Source organism: Phenylobacterium haematophilum, assembly GCF_014196295.1.
Lineage (GTDB): Bacteria > Pseudomonadota > Alphaproteobacteria > Caulobacterales > Caulobacteraceae > Phenylobacterium > Phenylobacterium haematophilum.
In genome coordinates this window covers 53,447-73,195 of the sequence record NZ_JACIDK010000009.1, presented here as the reverse complement: position 1 = coordinate 73,195, position 19,749 = coordinate 53,447, and the positions used below count along the sequence as shown (strand labels likewise).

Sequence of the window (19,749 nt, the reverse complement as noted above, 5' to 3'; positions counted from 1 at the left end):
CTTCACCGACATCAATAGGGCTCCGTCCATCGAACCGAGCCCTATGAATCAGACATCTCACATCGTGAGAATCCTGAATGTCGATATCGCCTAGCGGTGGGCACCAACGCCTTCGGCGGCCTGGTCAGCGACGGCGTGCCGCTCTCGCTCGAAGGCAAGGAGCTGCCGAACGCTCCGCACTGGACCATCTCGCTGGGCGCCCAGTACACGTGGGACTTCGGCAACGACTGGTCGCTGACCGCGCGCGGCGACTACTACAAGCAGACCGAGACCTTCGCCCGCATCTACAACAGCGAGCCGGACCGGATCGACGACTGGCAGAACGTCAACCTCACCCTGACCCTGACCAATCCGGTCAACGGCTGGGAGATCGGCGCCTACGTTAAGAACGCCACCGACGAGGAGGCGATCACCGACTTCTACCTGACTGACGACTCGTCAGGCTTGTTCCGCAACGCCTTCTACACTGAGCCGCGCACCTACGGCGTGTCGCTGCAGAAGCGCTTCTGACGACCTGATCTACCCAGCCGTAAGGCCTTGGCCGCCGCCCCTCGGGACGGCGGCCTTTTCTTTGGCGTCACTGTCGAATGCGAACGCAATTTTGCGATCCTGGTACGGCGCCCCGATATGCCAAGAGACCCAACACCCTTGTTTTTCTTTGATTCATAACTCGTCAAAAACCACCGTTCATTTTTGTACGCGTGATTTGAAAGCGCGGTATTTCGGCCACAGACTTTCAAAAGCACAACTGAACTGCGTTCAGTTATCGCGGGTCACATTGACGCCGGCGCCGAGCCGGCCGAGGTTCCCCGCCTCGGCGCCTCCCCGCGCCGGATCACCGCACATCATGCGGGCGGACACGAAGAGGGCGCCCCACGCCCCTCCGCCCTGGGAGGATACTGATGGCTACCAACGCCCCGCGTCTGCGGACCATGCTGGCCCTGAGCGCTTCGGTTCTGACGCTCTCGGCGATTTCCGCGCCGGCCTTCGCCCAGGAACCCTTCCAGATCGAGGAACTGGTCGTCACGGCCGAGAAGCGCGAGCAGGCGCTGCAAGACGTGCCGGTGGCGGTCTCGGCCTACACCTCCGAGCAGCGCGACGTGCGCGGCATGACCGGCATTCAGGACTTCGTGAATTTCACGCCGGGCATGAACTATTCGGGCACCGACCGCGTGTCGCTGCGCGGCGCCGGCCGCAACACCTTCTACATCGGCAACGATCCGGGCGTGGCCGCCTACACCGACGGCTTCTACTCGGCCTCGTCTTCTGAACTGTTCAAGAGTTCGCTGTTCGTCGAGCGCACCGAAATCCTGCGCGGCCCGCAGGGCACGCTGTACGGCCGCAACGCCATGGGCGGGGCGCTGAACACCATCTCCAAGCGCCCGTCGCATGAGTTCGGCGGCGAGATCCGCGCCGGCTACGGCAACTTCGACCGCACCAAGATCGAAGGCGTCGTCTCGATCCCGGTGGCCGACAACCTGCGCTTCAAGATCGGCGGCAGCCAGGATTGGCAGCGCGACGGCTTCATCGAGAACGTCGGCGGGGCCAATGACGGCGCCACCATCAAGCGCACCTATTTCGAAATCCAGGCCGAGGCCGAGCTGGGCGACAACCTGGACGTCTGGGCCCGCTACTCGCGTTCGAACTGGGATGACTCGACCGGCGTCGGCGATCGTCTCGCCAACCTGATCACGCCCTACGACACCACCCGCTTCTTCCAGCCCATCGGCGGCCTGGTGCCGAACGGTCAGTATGGGATGACCACCGCCAATCCGGGCGTCGCGGATCCCTACAAGCAATCGACCAACCGCGACGGCTATGGCCAGCTGCGTGGCAACCACCTGTTCACGACCTCGATCACCTATGATCTGGGCTGGGCGAGCCTGAAGTACATCGGCGGTCTGCAGCAGTACAACTACCAGACCGGCGGCGACTACGACGGCACCAACCGCACGACGTCGTATCTGATGAACGGCGTGCCGGTCTTCAGCGACCTGACCACCGATTTCGACGAGCACAAGCGGTACTTCTCGAACGAAATCAACCTGTCGTCGAACAGCGACGGACCGCTGAACTGGATTCTCGGCCTCTACCAGTACAAGGAAGAGTACAAGCAGCGCATCCAGCTCGGCAGCCCGTTGCAGGCGCAGCTGGCGACCCCGTCCTTCTACTACGGCTCGATCAACGGCGCGGCGCCGGGCGTCGCCAGCCTGGCCGCGGCTGGTCTGCCGTCGACCAACCCGACGCGCAACTTCGCCGACAACCAAGCGCAACTGGAATCGAAGGCGTGGGCGGCGTTCGGCCAGGCGACCTACGAGTTCAACGACCAATGGGCGCTGACCGGCGGCCTGCGCTACACCAAGGATGAAAAGGACGGCTACGAGTCCCAGCGCCTCGTGCTGTTCAACCCGACCAGCGCTTTCGGCGGCGCGGCCGTGGACGTGTCCAGCGACATGGACCCGACTCGTCCTGGCGTGCAGAACTTCCGCAACCTGTCAGACAGCTGGTCGGCCGTCACAGGCACCCTGAACCTCGACTGGACGCCGAACGACGACACCCTGGTCTACGCCAAGTACAGCCGCGGCTATAAGTCGGGCGGCTTCCTGCTCGGCACCCTGGCGCCGAAGCCGACGGCGGACGAAGAAACCGTCAACGCCTACGAGATCGGCCTGAAGCAGACCATCGGCGGGCGCCTGATCCTCAACGCCTCGGCCTTCTACAACGACTTCGAAGGCCTGCAACTGAACCTGTCGCAGCTGAACGCGGCCGGCACCTCGGCCTCGAACAACTTCGTCAACGTCGACGCCGAAGCCTATGGCCTCGAACTGGAAGCCATGTGGCAGCCCATCCAGCCGCTGCAAATCTCGGCCTCGTACGGCTACCTGCACACCGAGATCACCAAGGGCTGCTGCTTCTACGACCCGGCGGACCCGAGCGCTCTGAAGTCGACCGCCCGTCCGTCGGGCGGCACGGCGACCACCAACGGCGTGCTGCTGGTGTTCCAGGACCTGGCCGGATCGAAGATCTACCAGTCGCCGGAAAACAAGTTCGCGCTGAACGCCAACTACACCTTCGACTTCGAGCCCGGCTCGCTGATCCTCTCGGGCAGCTATACTTGGACCGACGAGACCACCTATCAGCCCTTCGACAATCCCGACTTCGCCGTGCCGGCCTACGGCACCGCCGACCTGCGGGTGCTGTGGAAGGACGCCCAGGACCGCTACTCGCTGATCGGCTACGTGAAGAACGTGACCGACGAAGAGGGCTTCACCTCGACTTCGTCGACCAACCCGACGGCGGTGTTCGCCAACCCGAACCCGGGCCTGAGCGTCGGTGGCGCGAACTATCTGCGCCAGACCAGCACCGCGATCACCCGCGGCCTGATCCAGCCGCGCACCTACGGCGTGGAGCTGCAGTACCGCTTCTAACCGGGTTCCTGCAGGGAACGTCGAAGGGCGGCGGGAGAAATCCCGTCGCCCTTTCTGCTGTCGGGAACCCGACCCCTATTTTCGACATAGCGTCAATTTACGCTAACCCTGGGTGGAATTTAACGTCTCCGCAAGCGCTTAGGCCCATGCTGAGCATAAGTTCCCTTTGGACCCTGGCGTTCATGTCTCTGCCTGAGTTCTTCTACGAGCGCGTTACAAGCGAAATCCATCAGCAGATGGAGGGCGTTCTAGCTCTCGCCGAACGCCTTGCGCGCCAACCGATGGGCGCGGACGCGCAGGCTTGCGTCGCCGGCGTCACCGAGGCCGCCCGAGCGGTTCGCCAGATCCTCATGTCTTCGTCCGACCTGAAGGCCGCGGCCTCAGACGGCCTGTCGTTCGACCTGCAGCCGCGCCGCGCGGCCGAGCTCGCCGACGACGTTCAGGCACGCTGGGAAGAACGCGCCACCGACAGCGGCGTCACCTTGCTGGTGTCGTACGACGGTGACCCGGACGCGCTGGTCATGGTCGACAGCGGCCGGATCAATCAAATCTTCGACGCCTTCATCGCCCAGGCGCTGGCGGGCGTCCGTCGCGGCGCAGTAGAGGCCACGCTGAAAGCCGTGGCCGACGGCGACTCCACCCGGCTGGAAGGCCGCATCCGCGGCGCCGCCGATCGAGTGATGGGCGATCGAGCCCTGGACCTGCGCGAGATCGAGGCCCTGTTCGGACTTGAGACCGCGCTCGGCGTGGCGCTCAGCCGCAAGATCGTCGATGCGATGAACGGCCATGTGCGAGCCGAAGCCAATGTCGGGACCGGCGAGACCCTCGTCTTCGAAGTCGAGGTGCCGACCGCCCACGAAGAAGTTCACGCCGAGGAGACCCTTGGCCAGACCGAACGCGCGGCCCACATCCTGGTCGTCGACGACAACGCCACCAACCGGATGGTCGCTGAGACCCTCTGCGAAATGTTCGATTGCACCTCGGAATCGGCAACGGACGGCGTCGAGGCCGCCGAAGCCGCCCGCACCGGCCGCTTCGACCTGATCCTGATGGACATCAAGATGCCGCGCATGGACGGCGTCACGGCCACGCGCGAGATTCGCGCCCTGCCCGGCGCACCTGGCCGGGTGCCGATCATCGCCCTGACCGCCAACGCTGATCCCGAGGACGCCGCCGGCTATCTGAAGGCCGGCATGAACGGCGTGGTCGAGAAGCCGATGAAGCCGGAACACCTGCTGCGCACGCTGCAGGAAAACCTCGGCGGCTCGAACGACGACGCTGCCGCTGCGTAAGGACTAGCCGCGCCGGATGACTGGGGTCATCGTCGGCGTATGGCCAGCTTTTACGAACGCCGGATTCTGCCCAAGCTGCTGACCTGCGCGTGCGCCTCGCCGCCGATGATGAAGCAGCGCGCCAAGGTCGTCCCCCTGGCGCAAGGCCGAGTGCTGGAGCTCGGAGTCGGCATGGGGCTGAACCTGGCGCTCTATGACGCGGCCAAGGTCGCCAGCGTCTTGGGCGTCGATCCGGCCGCCGAACTGCGCGCCCAGGCGATGGCCGCGCCGCGCGACCCGCGGCTGAACGTGTCGATCGCCGCCGGGACCGCCGAGGACCTGCCGTTCGAGGATCGCGCCTTCGACACCGTGGTCTGCACCTTCACGCTCTGCTCGGTTCACACGCCGGCCGCCGCCCTGGCCCAGGCCCGCCGGGTGTTGAGACCTGGCGGGCGGCTGCTCTACTGCGAGCACGGGCTGGCCCCCGATCCCGATGTCGCGAAGTGGCAACGCCGGATCGAACCGCTGTGGAAGCGCCTGGCCGGCGGCTGCCACCTGACCCGGCCGGTGACCAGCGCGATCGCGGCGGCCGGCTTCCATATCGAACGATCGGAGACGATGTACCTGCCCGGAACTCCGCGTATCGCCGGATGGAACGAGTGGGGGGCCGCTGCGCCGGCGTAAAGTGTTTCGCAAGTCCCGAGCGCTAGGAGTGAATCGGCACACCGGCGCCCTGTAGCCAGACCTGCCGCACGCGCCCGCCAGAGGCGCACGGAGCTTACCCATGTCGCTTGATTCCGCCCCGCAGTACTTTGTGAACGCTGACGCCCGTGGCGGCCTCATCGACGGCAAGCAGAGCTACACCGTGGCCCAGGCGGCCAACCAGATCATCCGGGGCGAGGCGGGCTGGTCCGGGGTGCTGGGCATGCCGGCGACCGTAACCTATGCGTTCCGCTCGACCGCCCCGACCTCAATGCCGGACGACACGGCCGGCTTCTCGCGCTTCAACCCCGCCCAGATCGCCCAGACGGAGCTCGCGCTCGACGGCTGGAGCGACGTGGCTAACATCCGCTTCGTGCGTGTGGGCGTGGGGACGACCAGCGAGGCGGCCTTCTCGGACTCCGCCACCATCCTGTTTGGCAACTATTCGAGCGGCGCCGAAGACGCGACCGCGTTTGCCTACTATCCCGGCTCGACAGCTTCCTCATCGCGCTCCGGCGACGTGTGGGTGAACGTCACCAAGGGCACCAACGCCAATCCGGCGGTCGGCAACTACGGCGGCATGGTGCTGGTGCACGAGATCGGCCACGCCGTCGGCCTGGGCCACCCGGCCGACTACGACGCCGACGGCTCGCCGACCTACGGGGCCGACGCGCTCTACTATGAAGACTCCCGCCAGTTCACGGTAATGAGCTACTTCAGCGAGCAGAACACCGGCGCCAATTTCGGCGGCCGCTACTCGGCCGCGCCGCTGCTCGACGACATCGCCGCGGTCCAGCTCGAGTACGGGGCGAACATGTCCACCCGGACCGGCGATACGATCTACGGCTTCAACGCCACCGCCGACCGGCCGTGGTTCGATGCGGTCGCCTCCGGGCAGAAGCTGATCTTCGCGGTCTGGGACGCCGGCGGCGTCGACACCTTCGACTTCTCGGGCTTTGCGGTCCGCCAGCTCATCGACCTGCGCGAGGGCGCCTTCTCGAACGTCGGCGGCCTAGTCGGCAACGTCGCCGTGGCGATGGGCGTGACGATCGAGAACGCCATCGGCGGCGGCGCCGCCGACACCATCAACGGCAACGCCGCAGCCAACGCCCTGACCGGCGGGGCGGGCGACGACGACCTCTATGGCGGGGCCGGAAACGACAGCCTCAGCGGCGGCGACGGCCAGGACTTCCTGCGCGGCGAGACCGGCGACGACTCCATCGTCGGCGGCGCCGGCTTCGACGACATTCACGGCAACCAGGGCCAGGACACCGCCTATGGCGGCGACGGCGACGACTGGGTGGTCGGCGGCCAGCACAACGACCTGCTGTTCGGCGAGGACGGCGCCGACCTCGTCTATGGCAATATGGGCGACGACACGATGTACGGCGGCGTCGGCGCCGACGTCATGCGCGGCGGCCAGCACAACGACATCATGTACGGCGAGGCCGGCGACGACTGGATGTCCGGCGACCGTGGCGACGACACGATGTGGGGCGGCGCAGGCGCCGACAGCTTCCACACCTGGGGCGAGGCCGGAATCGACCGCGTCATGGACTTCAACCGCGCCGAAGGCGACCGCGTGCTGGTCAGCGAAAGCGCGACCTGGACCGTGGCCCAGGTCGGTGCTGACGTCGTCATCTCGCTGAGCGGCGGGGCCCAGATGATCCTGGCCGGGGTGACGGCGGCCAGCCTGACCAGCGGTTGGATCGTCGCGATCTAGAGCTGGTTGTACTCGCCGCAGCGGCACTTCACGACCACGTCGCGCATCTGCGCGTCGTCGCGGCCGGTCATCACGACTTCTTCGCAGGCTCCGCAGAGGAACACCGGGCCCGACTCAGTGTGGGAAACCACCGGGCTTTCAACCGCCTGGAGGACTTCACGCCGGCCGATGAACAGGCTCGGGAAAACGCGAAGGGACGTCATGATCATCGGAATTGCCTCAATTTGACCCGCTGGGGGCCTACGCAACTGTGCACTTGCAAAGTCGAGGTACCCCTATTCTGCTGCAGCGCAATGTCAGATTGATGTAGGCGCCCAGTATTTTCGCGGCGCGTGGCGCCTGCGCCGTTGCGGCGCCTTTTCGCGGGCTGACCGGAACCCTCGCTTTCCGCTCTCGTTTCAAGGGCTCACCCAGGAGACCCGGGCGCGGCGCGTCCACCGAGCGGAGAGCACCCATGACCAACGCCTATGGAACTAGCGACGAGGCCCGCGACGCCGTCCGCGACGCCGCCGACACCTTCAACGACACCGCCGGCGACGTGCGAGCCGAAGCCAAGCGGGCGGCCAAGCGCGCCCAGAAGAGCGCCGTGGCGGCGTCGGGCGCATTGGCCGAGGCAGCCACCACCCTCGCCCGTGACGCGCGCACGGTCATGGAGGACAAGGTCGGCAAGGCCCGTCGCGAGGCCGAAGTGCAGTACGGCAAGCTGAAGGTCCAGGCGAAACAACGCGCCGAAGAGGCCGACGTGTTCGTTCACGAGAAGCCGTACATGGCTCTGGCCGCCGCCGCGCTGGCCGGCTTTCTGATCGGCCACCTCATCAGCGGCAGCCGCTCGAACGTCGTCTATCTTCGCGACGACCGCTAGGCCCTCGCAGCCGGCTGGCGCCGTTCCTGCTCGCCGTGTCGCAATAGACCGCGGTGAGGATCAAAGATGGACAAGGCGCCTCCGGCCTACGAACTCGACATCGCTCCCGACGGCGAGGGCTGGCGCTACCGCAAGCGTTGGCGCACCGGCCTGCGCCGCTTTCTGCCCGCTTTCTGGCACGCCACCGACGCGCGCGGCCTCAAGCGCCTGCGCGAACTGGAAGACCAGCGCCGCTTCTGATCAGGGGATGATGACCACGTACTGCTGCTTCGGCGCGGGCGGCGCTGCGTCCGCCGCCGCTTTTTCGGCGGCCGCCTTTTCTGCGGCCGGATCGGTCTGCGGTCGCGGATAGACGCCGCCGCCGCCGCTTGTCGGGAAGCTGTCGCCGTAGTCGGCTTGGGATTCAGCAAATCCCCGCTGAGCCCAGAGCTGGATTTCCCCGGCGCGATCCTTGAATTCCCGGGGTGAACAACCGGCCGTCGCAGCCCCCACCGCGGCCAACAGGATCCACGACTTCAACACAAGCGCCCCGCTTTTCATGCCGGCGATCATCGCTCACTGGCGCCGCGTGGGCAATGCGAGCGTTGCCTACGGATAAGGGGCCCATAATTGACGCTCCCGCCCCCCAAGGCGACGGTTGTTGAACTGGGGAGTGCTGCGATGTCCAACACCTATCCAGTCTCGCGCGTGAAAGCCGCCCAGGAGGCTCTGATCACCGCCCTGGAAATCCATATGGAGAAGGGCGTCTTCGAACCCGCCACCTGCGTGGTGATCCGCCAAGACATCGACCGATCGCGCAAGGAGATGGCGGCCCTCGGCCGGTGGGCCGCCGAATTGGCGCAATAGACGTCGCGCGCCCATTGAAAATCTCCCGCTCGACACCAATCTCCTACTCGACAGCGAGGCACCCCTCCCCGGTTCCCCCGCCGGGTCTCGCGTCCACAGAGAAACGCCCGCGCCTCTCCCCCCCGGCGCGGGCGTTGTTCGTTCAGGCCCAGGGAAGCGCCATGACTCAATCCATGAAGATCGACTTCGTCTCCGACGTCTCATGCCCCTGGTGCATCGTCGGGTTGGGCGGCCTGGAGGAAGCCCTGCGCAATGTCGGCGATCTGGTGCAGGCGCAGATCGCCTTCCACCCGTTCGAGCTCAATCCGGACATGCCGCCCGAGGGCCAGAACATCGTCGAGCACGTCGGCCAGAAGTACGGCGCAACGCCCGAGCAGTCGGCCTCCAACCGGGCGGCGATCCACGCCCGCGCGGCCGAGGTCGGGTTCACGATGAAGACCAACGAGCAGAGCCGAATCTACAACACCTTCGACGCACACCGGCTGCTGCACTGGGCCGGGATCATCGGCGGCCAGCATGCGCTGAAGCGGGCGTTGTTTACGGCCTACTTCACGAATAACCAGAGCCCGTCCGACCACGAGGTGCTGGTCGCCGCCGCCCAGGCCGCCGGCCTGGACCCCGCCGGGGCGCGCGATGTGCTCGAGAGCGGCCGCTACGCCGAAGAGGTCCGCGCCGCCGAGCGCCGCTGGTATCAGGCGGGCATCAGCTCGGTCCCGGCGGTGATCGTGAACGACCGTTACCTGATCTCGGGCGGGCAACCGGCCGCCGCGTTCGAGCGCGCCATCCGCACGATCGCAGCCGAAACGGCAGCGGCAGCCGGCTGACGCGGCCGTTCGAACACCGATGAATTTAGAACATTCCGGCGTCTGACCGGAGCGTTTTGAAGTGGTGGCGGGGGGCGGGATCGAACCGCCGACCTGTGGGTTATGAATCCACCGCTCTAACCATCTGAGCTACCCAGCCGCCGGGCCATTCGGCGAGGCGCGGGTTATAGATTGGGTTTTTCGCATCTTCAAGCGGGTAGGATGCGACCTGTCGCCCAAAAGCGGATTCCGTTTTGCCGCGGCCCACACTAGGGTCGCCCCGGCATGAGCGTCCTGCATCTTTTGGGAACGGCCGGCGAAGGCGGCGCGGAGACCTATTTCCTCGATCTGATCGCGGCCCTGGCCGACGACGGGATCAAGCAGGCCGCCGCCATCCGCGCCAATCCGAATCGCGAATCGGCGCTGCGGCGGCTGGACGTGCCGACGGGTGTCTTCCGTTTCGGCGGTCCCATCGACCTGCTGACCAAACCGAAGATCAAGGCGTTCGCCGGCCGCAACGACGTGAAGCTGGCCCTGGCCTGGATGAATCGGGCGGCGCGTCATACGCCGGCCGGGCCGTGGGCGCGGATCGGCCGGCTCGGCGGCTACTACAGCCTGAAGTACTACAAGGGCTTCGAAGAACTGGTAGCCAACACCGAGGACATCGCCGACTGGGTGGTGAGCCAGGGCTGGCCGGCCGGCAAGGTCCGCTACATCCCCAACTTCGCGCTGGCCCCGCCCGACAAGGCGCCGGCCGATCGCGCCGCGCTGAACACCCCGGAAGATGTCCCATTGCTGCTGGCCATGGGTCGGTTGCACGACGCGAAGGCCCACGATGTGGCCCTTGAGGCCCTGGTCAAGATTCCCGAGGCCTACCTGTGGATCGCCGGCGCGGGAGCATTGGAGACTAAGCTGAAGGCGATGGCCGAGGCGCTCGGCGTCGGGCCCCGCGTGCGGTTCCTGGGCTGGCGCAACGATCCGTCGGCGCTCTACCGGGCCGCCGACATCTGCGTCTTCCCCTCGCGCTACGAGCCGCTGGGCAATGTGGTGATCCAGTCCTGGGCGCACGGCCTGCCGGTGGTCGCCGCCGCCAGCCGGGGCCCGTCGGCGCTGATCCGCAACGAAGAGGACGGCCTGCTGGTCCCGATCGACGACGCCGTCGCGCTGGCCGAGGCGGTCAACCGGATGATCGCCGACCCCATGCTGTGCATCCGCATGGTGCAGCACGGGTCGGAGCGGGTAGAGGCTGAGTTCTCGCCTGCGGCGGTGGTCGCCCAGTGGCGGCGCTTGTTCGCCGACTACGGGGCCGGGTGATGTGCGGCATCGCCGGTATCCTCGGAGCGGGCGGCTCGGCCCGGCCGATGATCGAAGCCCTGACCCATCGCGGCCCCAACGGAGTGTTCGTCGAGGAGGCGGACGGCCGTTCACTGGCTCATGCCCGGCTGTCGATCATCGATCTGGAGGGCGGATGGCAGCCGCTGCACGGCGCCGGATCGACGGTCATCGGCAACGGCGAGATCTACAACTACGTCGAGCTGGCCCAGGAGTTCGGACTTGAGGGCCAGATGGGCACCGGCTCGGACTTCGAGCCGCTGCTGCACATCTACGCCCAGGAGGGCGCGGCGGCGTTCAATCGCCTGCGCGGCATGTACGCCTTCTGCCTGGTCGGCGCGGACGGCCGGACGTGGCTGGTGCGCGACCCGTTCGGCATCAAGCCGCTCTACCTTCTGGAACACGAGGGCCTGGTGGCCTTCGCATCCGAACCGCGGGCGTTCCTTGCGGCCGGCCTGATCGGCGTGGAGCTCTCGGAGGACCGGGTCCGCGAGCTGCTGGCCTTCAACTACACCCTGGCGGAGGAGACGATCTTCAAGGGCCTGCGCCGGCTCGCGCCGGGCGAGGTCGTCGAGGTCGTGGACGGTAGGATTGTTCCGCGCCAGGTCCGCCCGGCGATCGCCGCCCGACCGCCGGCGCGCGGCGGCGACGAGGCGGCCCTGATCGCCCAGTTGGGCGCGGTGCTGGAGGATAGCGTCCGAGTCCACCAGCGCTCAGACGTGCCCTATGGCCTATTCCTGTCCGGCGGGATCGACTCTGCGACCATCGCCACCCTGATGGCGCGGCTGAACGCGCGGCCGGTCACGGCCTTCACCTGCGGGTTCGACGCGCCCGGCGCCCGGGACGAGCGGGGCCAGGCCGAACGGGTGGCCTCGGCGCTCAAGCTCGACTGGCGCGAAACCAGCTTCGGCGAAGAGGACTTCTGGCGGATCCTGCCGCAGGTCGCCTGGGCGATGGACGATCCCACCGCCGACTACGCCACGCTGCCGACCTACAAGCTGGCCGAGGCCGCCAAAGGCACGCTGACCGTGGTGCTGACGGGCGAAGGGGGCGATGAGCTGTTCGGCGGCTATGGCCGCTATCGCCGCGCCCTGCGGCCCGGCTGGATGGGCGGGCGCCCGGCCGAGCCGCGCCACGACGACAAGGCCGTGGTCGAACGCTGGCGCGCGGCGGCGCAGGCGCCCAAGGGGCTGACGGGACTGCAGCGGGCTCAGTGGGCCGACATCGCCACCTGGCTGCCCAACGATCTGCTGTTGAAGCTCGACCGCTGCCTGATGGCGCACGGACTGGAAGGGCGCACGCCGTTCCTGGACCCGCAGGTCGCGCAGTTCGCGTTCCCTCTGCCCGACCGCATGAAGGTGCGCGGCCGCTACGGCAAATGGCTGCTGCGCAAATGGCTGGAGCAAGCCTGCCCGGCCGCCGATCCGTGGGGCCGCAAGAAGGGCTTCACCGTGCCGGTCGACGCCTGGATCGCACCCCGCGCCGACGAGATCGCCGCCCGGATCGGCGCGGTCGAAGCCGTGCGCCGCGTTCTGGGTCCGGACGCCGGGGCGGCCTATAAGGCGCAGGCAACCGGACGCTGGCCTCTGCTGTTCTTTGCAGTCTGGTCGTTGATTCACCTCGAGGGGGCCGCGCCGGCCGATGCTCTCGCCGCCGTCGCCGGACGCCCATAACCCCAGGAGTTCCTCATGCGCCGTCTTCTGCTCACCACCGCCATCGCCGGTCTGGTCGCCGCCTGCGGTGGAACCGAGGGCCAAGCGCGGTCCAACCCCGGCGCGCCCGTCGCCTCCAAGCCCGCCAACGCGCCGGACCAGAGGCCGGCCTTCGCCGGCCAGACCCGCGCGCCGGAGGTGAAGTCGAATGTCGCAGTGCAAGTGACCACCGTGGCCGAGGGGCTGAATATGCCCTGGGGGCTGGCCTTCCTGCCCGACGGGCGGCTGCTGATCAGCGAAAAGCACCTTGGCCAGCTGCGCATCCTGGGGACCGACGGCAAGCTGTCGGGACCGGTGCAGGGCCTGCCGGCCGTCGTGGGCGCCGATCAGGGCGGGCTGCTGGGCCTGGCGGTCGATCCGAAGTTCTCGGAGAACGGCCTGATCTACTGGGCCTATGCCGAACCGGCCGAAAATGGCACCAACCACACCGCCGTGGCGCGCGGCAAGCTGACCGGCGACCGCGTCGAGAATGTGCAGGTCATCTTCCGTCAGACCCCGTCGCTGAACTCGACCAAGCACTATGGCGGCCGGCTGGTGTTCGCGCCGGACGGCACTCTGTTCGTCACCACCGGCGAGCGCTCGATCCTGGAGGGCCGCGCCCAGGCCCAGCGCCTGGACGGCACGCTGGGCAAGGTGGTCCGCATCAACTCCGACGGCTCGATCCCGAAGGACAATCCCTTCGTCGGCAAGGCCGGCGTGAAGCCGGAAATCTGGTCCTACGGCCACCGCAACATCCTGTCGGCGGCGATCGACCCGAAGACGGGCAAGCTGTGGGAAGTCGAGCATGGCGCGCGCGGCGGCGACGAGCTGAATCAGCCGCAGGCCGGCAAGGATTACGGCTGGCCGACCATCACCTACGGCATGGAGTATTCCGGCAAGCCGATCGGCGCCGGCCTCACCGCCAAGGAAGGCATGGAGCAGCCGGTCTACTACTGGGACCCGGTGATCGCGCCGGCCGGCATGGCCTTCTATGAGGCCGACCTGTTCCCGGCCTGGAAGGGAAACATCCTGATCGGCGGCTTGGCCAGCAAGGCTGTGGTGCGGCTGGTCATGCAGGACGGCAAGGTGGTCGGCGAGGAGCGCCTGCTGACCGACCTCAACGAGCGCATCCGCGACGTCATCGTCGGCCCGGACGGCGCGCTCTACCTGGCGACCGACAGCAAGAACGGTCGGGTCCTAAAGGTCACCCCGAAGGGCTAGAGACCCAGCCGCCCGGCGACCTCTTCGCCGATCGCCAGCGAGGAGGTCAGGCCCGGGCTCTCGATGCCGAACAGGGTGACGAGCCCGGCCAGGCCGTGCGCCTCCGGCCCGTCGATGCGGAAGTCGGGCTGCCGCTCGCCCGGGCCATGCAGCTTGGGCCGAATGCCGGCGTAGTCGGGAGCCAAGGCGCCGTCCGGCAGGCTTGGCCAGAACTTGCGGATATAGGCGTAGAACTCGTCGCCCAGCGCCGGATCGACGCTGTAGTCCAGCTCATCCACATAGTGCAGGTCGGGGCCGAACACCGCCTGGCCGCCAAGATCGCGGCGATAGTGGGTGCCGAGCGCGCCGGGGATCGGCGGCGGATAGATCAGCCGCGCGAACGGCGCCTTGCCGCTGAGCCGGAAGTAAACGCCCTTGCCATAGTGCAGCGGCGGGATGCTCGCTTTCGGAAATCCCTCGATCTGGCCGGCCACGGCCTGGGCCGAAAGGCCCGGCGCGGTGACCAGCAGCCGCGCGGTCAGGGTGGTCGGCTCGGCGCCGCCCGCCCGGATCGAATAGCCGCCGCCGTCCAGCGGGGTCGCACCCTCGAACGGCGTCGACGTGACCACAGCGCCGCCCGCCGCTTCAATCTCGCCTTGCAGGGCCAGCATGTAGCCGTGGCTGTCGAAGACGCCGCTTTCCGGCGAGATCAGCGCCGCCTCGCAGTTCAGCTGCGGTTCGAGCGCGAGGGCCTGGGCCTTGGTCAGCCGCGCCATGCCCTCGACATCATTGGTCTGCGCCTGCTGCAGGATGCCGTCGAGACGCTCGACCTCCTCGGCGTTGGTGGCGACCACCAGCTTGCCGCAACGTTCGTAGGCGACTTTGTGCGCGTCGAGGAAGGCGTAGAGCGCGCGGCGCCCCTGCACGCAGAGCCGCGCCTTCAGCGAGCCGGTCGGATAGTAGAGGCCGCCGTGGATGACCTCGGAATTGCGGGCGGACACGCCCTCGCCGATGATCGGTCCGGCCTCCAGCACCGCGACCACCAGACCACGCTTGCTGAGCGCATAGCCGCAGGCCAGGCCCACGGCCCCTGCCCCGACCACCACCGCGTCGAAATCGAAATCCGCCATGCGCCAAGGCCTAGCCGAAGCACGGCGGTATGCAAACCGCCCAGGCCTCTCTAGCTTGACCGTCAATCACAAATAGACCGGGAGGACGGCCATGCACGCGAGCAGACTCACACTGACGGCCCTGGCGGCCGCCTTCGGCCTGCACGGCGCTGCACTCGCGGCCGACCCGCCGCCTCCGCCCGCCGGCGGCTCGATCCTGGCCTGGACGCCGGAGCAGCAACGTTACGGCTATCGCAACATGGAGAAGGTCACGCCGGTGGAGGTCGTCGCGCGCGGCGCGAAGGTGCGGGAGCTGCCGCTCGCCGCCAGCCAGATCGATCCTAAGTGGACCTGGAACGGCCAGGCCCAAACGGTCGACAGCTACATGACGGCGATGAACACCTCCGGCGTCGTGGTGCTGAAGGACGGCCAGATCGTGCTCGAGCGCTATGGGCTGGACCGCAAGCCGGACGAACGCTGGACCTCGTTCTCGGTCGCCAAGTCGGTCACCGCCACCCTGGTCGGGGCGGCGATCAAGGACGGCAAGATCAAGAGCCTGGACGACGTCGTCACCAACTACATCCCCCAGCTGAAGGGCGGCGCCTACGAGGGCGTAACGGTCCGCCAGTTGCTGACCATGACCTCGGGCGTGAAGTGGAACGAGGATTATACCGACCTCAATTCCGACGTCGCCAAGGCCGGCGTGACGCCGGGCGAGCCGGGCATGAACCCGATCGTCAGCTACATGCGCAAGCTGCCGCGCGAGGCCGAACCCGGCGCCAAGTTCGTCTACAAGACCGGCGAGACTGACCTGGCCGGCATTCTCGTTTCCAACGCCGTCGGCAAGCCGCTGTCGACCTATCTCTCGGAGAAAATCTGGGCTCCCTACGGCATGGAGCAGGACGCCATCTGGGTGAACGACGTCGCCGGCCACGAACGCGGCGGCTGCTGCATGTCGATGACCGCCCGCGACTATGCGCGTCTCGGTCAGTTCATGCTCGAAGGCGGCAAGGTGAACGGCCAGGACATTCTACCGGAGGGCTGGGTGGCCGACGCCACCAAGGCCCACCAGAGCTTCCCGCCCGGCGGCGTCGAGACCGGCTACGGCTATTTCTGGTGGATCATCCCGGGCGGCTACGCGGCCGAGGGCATCTTCGGCCAGCAGATCTTCGTCTATCCGGCCGAGAAGCTGGTGATCGCAATCAACTCGGCCTGGCCGGCGGCGTCGAAGGACGAGCTCTGGCAGGCGCAGATGGCCTTCGCCCAGGCCGTGCGGAGGGCGGCCCGCTAAGCGCCGGCCGCAGCTCGCGCCGCGGCCTTCGCGTCCCACTGCGCCCAGAGCTTGGCCTCATCGGCCTTGGCCACCTTCACCGAGGCTTCCTTCACATGACCGAAGCCGCGAATGGCCTGCGGTACGGCCGCGATCTTGGTGGCCAGCGGCAGCCGCTCGGCGTCGAGACCGGTCAGCAGCTTGGCGAGACCCGCTTCGTACTCGGCGATCAGGCCACGCTCCATCCGCCGCTCCTCGGTGCGCCCGAAAATGTCGAGCGGTCCGCCGCGAAGGCCCTTCATCTTCGCCATGATCGGGAACACGGTTTCCAGCATCCAGCCGCCGAACTCGATCTTCTTCGGCTTGCCGTCGGGGCCCTTGGGCGCGATCAGCGGCGGCGAGAGCAGGATCTTGGTCTTGCCGCCCTTGAAGGTCTGGGCGCGCTCCTGCGCGAACCGGCCGTCGGTGTAGAGGCGCGCGACCTCGTACTCGTCCTTGTAGGCCATCAACTTGTAGAGGTTCACGGCCACGGCGCGGGTCAGCGCCTCGCCGCCCATCGGCGCCTCGGCCGCTGCGACCTTGGCGACCTGGTCGGCGTAGCGCTGGGCGTAGGCGGCGTTCTGGTAGGCGGTCAGTTCCCGGGTGCGATGGGCGATCAACTCGTCCAGCGGCATGGTCTCGGGCGTCGGCGTATGGTCTTCGGCCGCCGCGGCCAAACTCGGGTCGTGGGCCACGCGGCGACCCAGCTCGAACGCCTGGAGGTTGGCGTCGGCCTGCACGCCGTTGAGGCGGATGGCGCGGTAGACGGCGCGGCTGGAGAGCGGGATCAAGCCCTTCTGCCAGGCGAAGCCGACCATGATCATGTTGGCGTAGATGGCGTCGCCGAAGTTGATTTCGGCCAGGTGATGGGCCGGGCACTCCGCAAAGGTCTTGGCCGCGGCCTTGATCCGCCGGGACATCGAGCTGCTGTCGAAGCGGACGTCCCGGTCGGTGACGAAATCGGCGGTCGGGGCGAAGTCCTCATTGGCCACCGCGGCGGTGCGGTCCTTGGCGTAGAGCGCCAGGGCGTCGGCGCCGGCCGCCGAGAGGATATCGCAGGCGATCAGCACGTGGGCCGAGGCGGCCGGCACGCGACCGCCGACGACGGTCTCTTCGGTCTCACCGATACGCACGTGGCTGAACACGGCCCCGCCCTTCTGGGCCAGTCCCGTCATATCCACCACCGACGAGGCGCGGCCGTCGACGTGGGCGGCCATGGCGAGGATGGAGGCGACCGTGGTGACCCCGGTGCCGCCGATGCCGGTGAAGACGATGTTGCGCACGCCTTCCAGCGGCTCGAACGTCGGCAGCGGGGTGGAGTCGGCGGTCAGGGCCGGCAGGGTCTTAGCCTGGGCGTTCTCGCCGCCCTCGATGGTGATGAACGACGGGCAGAAGCCGTTCAGGCAGGAATAGTCGGTGTTGCAGCTCGACTGGTTGATCTTGCGCTTACGGCCGAACTCGGTGTTCAGCGGCTCGACCGACACGCAATTGGACTTCTTCGAGCAGTCGCCGCAGCCTTCGCAGACCAGCGGGTTGATGAAGACGCGCTTGGTGGCGACCTCCATCGAGCCGCGCTTGCGGCGGCGGCGCTTTTCGGTGGCGCAGACCTGATCGTAGAGCAGGACCGTGGTTCCCGGCGTCTCGCGCAGCATCTTCTGCACGTCCATCAACTCGGAACGCGGCTTGACCTCGACGCCAGGCGCCAGGTCGGTGACGCCCTCGTAGCGGCTGGGATCGTCAGCGACGATGACCGTCTTGGTCACGCCCTCCGAGGCCAGCTGGCGGGTGATCTGGGCGGGGGTGAAGCCGCTCTCTGCCGCCTGGCCGCCGGTCATGGCGACCGCGTCGTTGAACAGCAGCTTGTACGTGACGTGCGAATTGGCGGCCACCGAGGCGCGGATCGCCAGCGAGCCCGAGTGGTTGTAGGTGCCGTCGCCGAGGTTCACGAACACATGCGGTTCGGTCGTGAAGGGCGCCGAGCCCACCCAGGTGAGGCCTTCGCCGCCCATGTGACTGTTCAGGTCGGTCTGCGGGTCGGAGAAGCTGGCCATGTAGTGGCAGCCGATCCCGGCGAGGGCGCGGGTCCCTTCAGGCAGGCGGGTCGAGGTGTTGTGCGGGCAGCCCGAGCAGAAGAACGGCTTGCGCTGCTGCTCGGCGGCCAGGGTCACCGCCGCGACCGAGGCGGCCGAGACGCGGGAGAGGTAGTCGTGGACCCGCTCCATGTGCGGGCCGGGCGGAAGTCGGTCGGCGATCGCCAGGGCGACCTCGGCGACCGAGAGCGAGCCCAGCTCGGAGAGCAGCGTATGGCCCTGCTCGTCGACCTTGCCGATGATCTTCGGCCGGGCGTGGGCCGGCAGGTCGTAGAGGGCGGCGCGGGCCTGGGTCTCGATCAGCGGGCGCTTGTGCTCGACGACCATCAGAGTCTCGAGGCCGGCGGCGAAGGCGCGCAGGCCGGTCGGCTCCAGCGGCCAGGGCATGCCGACCTTGTAGATCGCGACCCCGAGATCGGAGGCTTCCTTGGACGAGATGCCCATGGCCGCCAGTGCCTCGATGACGTCCTTGTAGGCCTGGCCCTGGCAGACGATGCCGAGCCGCGGGCGCGAGGAGCCGAGCATCACCCGGTCGATGCGGTTGGCGCGGGCGAAGGCCAGGGCGGCGGGGATCTTGAAGCTGCGGAGCCGGCGCTCCTTCTCCAGCGGCTGGTCCTTCAGCCGGATGCCGAGCCCGCCGGCCGGCATCGTGAAGTTCGTCGGGGTGGCGATCTGGTGGCGATTGACCGAGACGTCGATGGTGACGCCGGAGTCCATGGTGTCGGCCAGCGCGATCAGCCCGACCCAGAGGCCTGAAAACCGCGACATGGCGATGCCGATCAGGCCGAAGTCGAGCACCTCCTGCACGTCGGCCGGCGACAGCACCGGCATTTCGAAGTCCTGGAACGCGTATTCGGACTGAGATGGGAGCGTGGAGGATTTGCAGTTGTGGTCGTCGCCGGCCACGGCCAGGACGCCGCCCTTGGCCCAGGTTCCAGCGAAGTTGGCGTGCTTGAAAGCGTCGCCGGTGCGGTCGACGCCAGGCGCCTTGCCGTACCACATGCCGGTCACGCCATCGAATTTGGCGCCGGGGAACAGGTTGGCCTGCTGGCTGCCCCAGACGGCGGTCGCGGCGAGGTCCTCGTTGAGGCCTTCCTTGAAGACGACCTCGGCTTCCTTGAGGAACTTGGCCGCGCGGTGCGCCTGCTGGTCCAGCCCTCCGAGCGGCGAGCCGCGATAACCGGAAACGAATCCCGCGGTGTGGAGCCCCGCAGCCTTGTCCAGACGGTGCTGATCCATCATCACCCGGAGCAGCGCCTGGACGCCCGTGATGAAAACTCGACCTTCCGTGAGCAGGAATTTGTCGTCGAGCGTCACGTCAGCGTGCCGCATAGCAATATCTTTCCTTTTCGGCTCCCTAATGCCAATAGAAGATCATATAAG

Annotated in this window: 17 protein-coding genes and 1 tRNA gene; 13 read left to right on the top strand and 5 right to left on the bottom strand. The window is 67.5% G+C overall.

Going from position 1 to position 19,749, the window contains the following annotated elements; translation table 11 throughout:
* Positions 1–96: 96 nt before the first annotated feature.
* The 5 genes from GGQ61_RS20265 to GGQ61_RS22550 all read left to right on the top strand — a co-directional run bounded on the left by GGQ61_RS20265 (position 97) and on the right by GGQ61_RS22550 (position 7,124).
* The gene (locus GGQ61_RS20265; protein WP_183776876.1) at positions 97–510 is read left to right on the top strand and encodes a TonB-dependent receptor domain-containing protein; all 414 of its coding nucleotides are present in this window, start codon (positions 97–99) and stop codon (positions 508–510) included.
* 392 nt (positions 511–902) lie between these two features.
* Positions 903–3,428, top strand: a complete 2,526-nt coding sequence (locus GGQ61_RS20260) for a TonB-dependent receptor (RefSeq protein ID WP_183776875.1) — start codon at positions 903–905, stop codon at positions 3,426–3,428.
* Between the two features lie 182 nt (positions 3,429–3,610).
* Complete coding sequence (locus tag GGQ61_RS20255; RefSeq protein WP_183776874.1) at positions 3,611–4,720, top strand: response regulator; 1,110 nt, start codon at positions 3,611–3,613, stop codon at positions 4,718–4,720.
* Between the two features lie 39 nt (positions 4,721–4,759).
* Positions 4,760–5,383, top strand: a complete 624-nt coding sequence (locus GGQ61_RS20250; protein WP_183776873.1) for a class I SAM-dependent methyltransferase — start codon at positions 4,760–4,762, stop codon at positions 5,381–5,383.
* Between the two features lie 100 nt (positions 5,384–5,483).
* Positions 5,484–7,124, top strand: a complete 1,641-nt coding sequence (locus GGQ61_RS22550) for a M10 family metallopeptidase C-terminal domain-containing protein (RefSeq protein WP_183776872.1) — start codon at positions 5,484–5,486, stop codon at positions 7,122–7,124.
* On the opposite strand, the gene GGQ61_RS20240 is transcribed toward GGQ61_RS22550, so the two are convergent.
* Positions 7,121–7,333, bottom strand: coding sequence for a hypothetical protein (locus GGQ61_RS20240; protein ID WP_183776871.1), 213 nt, complete (start codon positions 7,331–7,333; stop codon positions 7,121–7,123). The genes GGQ61_RS22550 and GGQ61_RS20240 overlap by 4 nt on opposite strands.
* Before the next feature lie 245 nt (positions 7,334–7,578).
* Here GGQ61_RS20240 and GGQ61_RS20235 point away from each other — a divergent pair, with 245 nt between their 5' ends.
* Entirely contained in the window at positions 7,579–7,986 is a 408-nt protein-coding gene (locus GGQ61_RS20235; RefSeq protein ID WP_183776870.1) for a glycine zipper domain-containing protein, read from the top strand.
* Positions 7,987–8,052: 66 nt separating this feature from the next.
* Positions 8,053–8,226, top strand: coding sequence for a hypothetical protein (locus tag GGQ61_RS20230; protein WP_183776869.1), 174 nt, complete (start codon positions 8,053–8,055; stop codon positions 8,224–8,226).
* Here GGQ61_RS20230 and GGQ61_RS20225 read toward each other — a convergent pair whose 3' ends face one another.
* Positions 8,227–8,538, bottom strand: a complete 312-nt coding sequence (locus GGQ61_RS20225; protein WP_183776868.1) for a hypothetical protein — start codon at positions 8,536–8,538, stop codon at positions 8,227–8,229.
* 108 nt (positions 8,539–8,646) lie between these two features.
* Between GGQ61_RS20225 and GGQ61_RS20220 the strand changes: the two genes are divergently transcribed.
* Both GGQ61_RS20220 and GGQ61_RS20215 read left to right on the top strand, forming a co-directional pair.
* Positions 8,647–8,832 (top strand): hypothetical protein, encoded by a 186-nt coding sequence (locus GGQ61_RS20220; protein ID WP_183776867.1) that lies wholly within the window; start codon positions 8,647–8,649, stop codon positions 8,830–8,832.
* 161 nt (positions 8,833–8,993) lie between these two features.
* Positions 8,994–9,656, top strand: coding sequence for a DsbA family oxidoreductase (locus GGQ61_RS20215; RefSeq protein WP_183776866.1), 663 nt, complete (start codon positions 8,994–8,996; stop codon positions 9,654–9,656).
* 62 nt (positions 9,657–9,718) lie between these two features.
* Here the strand turns inward: GGQ61_RS20215 and GGQ61_RS20210 are convergent.
* A tRNA-Met gene (locus GGQ61_RS20210) sits at positions 9,719–9,795 on the bottom strand.
* A gap of 125 nt (positions 9,796–9,920) precedes the next feature.
* On the opposite strand from GGQ61_RS20210, the gene GGQ61_RS20205 reads away from it, so the two are divergent.
* Genes GGQ61_RS20205 through GGQ61_RS20195 form a run of 3 tightly spaced genes read left to right on the top strand, consistent with a single transcriptional unit; the run spans position 9,921 to position 13,879 of the window.
* Positions 9,921–10,949 (top strand): glycosyltransferase, encoded by a 1,029-nt coding sequence (locus GGQ61_RS20205; protein ID WP_183776865.1) that lies wholly within the window; start codon positions 9,921–9,923, stop codon positions 10,947–10,949.
* Entirely contained in the window at positions 10,949–12,640 is a 1,692-nt protein-coding gene (asnB, locus tag GGQ61_RS20200) for an asparagine synthase (glutamine-hydrolyzing) (RefSeq protein ID WP_183776864.1), read from the top strand. The genes GGQ61_RS20205 and asnB overlap by 1 nt, the downstream gene beginning before the upstream one ends.
* 15 nt (positions 12,641–12,655) lie before the next feature.
* Complete coding sequence (locus GGQ61_RS20195) at positions 12,656–13,879, top strand: PQQ-dependent sugar dehydrogenase (protein ID WP_183776863.1); 1,224 nt, start codon at positions 12,656–12,658, stop codon at positions 13,877–13,879.
* Here GGQ61_RS20195 and GGQ61_RS20190 read toward each other — a convergent pair.
* Entirely contained in the window at positions 13,876–14,988 is a 1,113-nt protein-coding gene (locus GGQ61_RS20190; RefSeq protein WP_183776862.1) for an NAD(P)/FAD-dependent oxidoreductase, read from the bottom strand. The genes GGQ61_RS20195 and GGQ61_RS20190 overlap by 4 nt on opposite strands.
* Before the next feature lie 91 nt (positions 14,989–15,079).
* Here GGQ61_RS20190 and GGQ61_RS20185 point away from each other — a divergent pair, with 91 nt between their 5' ends.
* Entirely contained in the window at positions 15,080–16,258 is a 1,179-nt protein-coding gene (locus tag GGQ61_RS20185) for a serine hydrolase domain-containing protein (protein WP_183776861.1), read from the top strand.
* Here the strand turns inward: GGQ61_RS20185 and GGQ61_RS20180 are convergent.
* On the bottom strand, positions 16,255–19,698 hold the full coding sequence (locus tag GGQ61_RS20180; protein WP_183776860.1) for an indolepyruvate ferredoxin oxidoreductase family protein: 3,444 nt from the start codon (positions 19,696–19,698) through the stop codon (positions 16,255–16,257). The two genes, GGQ61_RS20185 and GGQ61_RS20180, sit on opposite strands and share 4 nt — an antisense overlap.
* Positions 19,699–19,749: the final 51 nt, after the last annotated feature.

Bases quoted from the DNA above. Each gene is read 5' to 3' on its own strand.
- GGQ61_RS20260 (WP_183776875.1), top strand. From the start codon at position 903: ATGGCTACCAACGCCCCGCGTCTGCGGACCATGCTGGCCCTGAGCGCT.
- GGQ61_RS20255 (WP_183776874.1), top strand. From the start codon at position 3,611: ATGTCTCTGCCTGAGTTCTTCTACGAGCGCGTTACAAGCGAAATCCAT.
- GGQ61_RS20250 (WP_183776873.1), top strand. From the start codon at position 4,760: ATGGCCAGCTTTTACGAACGCCGGATTCTGCCCAAGCTGCTGACCTGC.
- GGQ61_RS22550 (WP_183776872.1), top strand. From the start codon at position 5,484: ATGTCGCTTGATTCCGCCCCGCAGTACTTTGTGAACGCTGACGCCCGT.
- GGQ61_RS20240 (WP_183776871.1), bottom strand. From the start codon at position 7,333: ATGATCATGACGTCCCTTCGCGTTTTCCCGAGCCTGTTCATCGGCCGG.
- GGQ61_RS20235 (WP_183776870.1), top strand. From the start codon at position 7,579: ATGACCAACGCCTATGGAACTAGCGACGAGGCCCGCGACGCCGTCCGC.
- GGQ61_RS20230 (WP_183776869.1), top strand. From the start codon at position 8,053: ATGGACAAGGCGCCTCCGGCCTACGAACTCGACATCGCTCCCGACGGC.
- GGQ61_RS20225 (WP_183776868.1), bottom strand. From the start codon at position 8,538: ATGATCGCCGGCATGAAAAGCGGGGCGCTTGTGTTGAAGTCGTGGATC.
- GGQ61_RS20220 (WP_183776867.1), top strand. From the start codon at position 8,647: ATGTCCAACACCTATCCAGTCTCGCGCGTGAAAGCCGCCCAGGAGGCT.
- GGQ61_RS20215 (WP_183776866.1), top strand. From the start codon at position 8,994: ATGACTCAATCCATGAAGATCGACTTCGTCTCCGACGTCTCATGCCCC.
- GGQ61_RS20205 (WP_183776865.1), top strand. From the start codon at position 9,921: ATGAGCGTCCTGCATCTTTTGGGAACGGCCGGCGAAGGCGGCGCGGAG.
- asnB (WP_183776864.1), top strand. From the start codon at position 10,949: ATGTGCGGCATCGCCGGTATCCTCGGAGCGGGCGGCTCGGCCCGGCCG.
- GGQ61_RS20195 (WP_183776863.1), top strand. From the start codon at position 12,656: ATGCGCCGTCTTCTGCTCACCACCGCCATCGCCGGTCTGGTCGCCGCC.
- GGQ61_RS20190 (WP_183776862.1), bottom strand. From the start codon at position 14,988: ATGGCGGATTTCGATTTCGACGCGGTGGTGGTCGGGGCAGGGGCCGTG.
- GGQ61_RS20185 (WP_183776861.1), top strand. From the start codon at position 15,080: ATGCACGCGAGCAGACTCACACTGACGGCCCTGGCGGCCGCCTTCGGC.
- GGQ61_RS20180 (WP_183776860.1), bottom strand. From the start codon at position 19,698: ATGCGGCACGCTGACGTGACGCTCGACGACAAATTCCTGCTCACGGAA.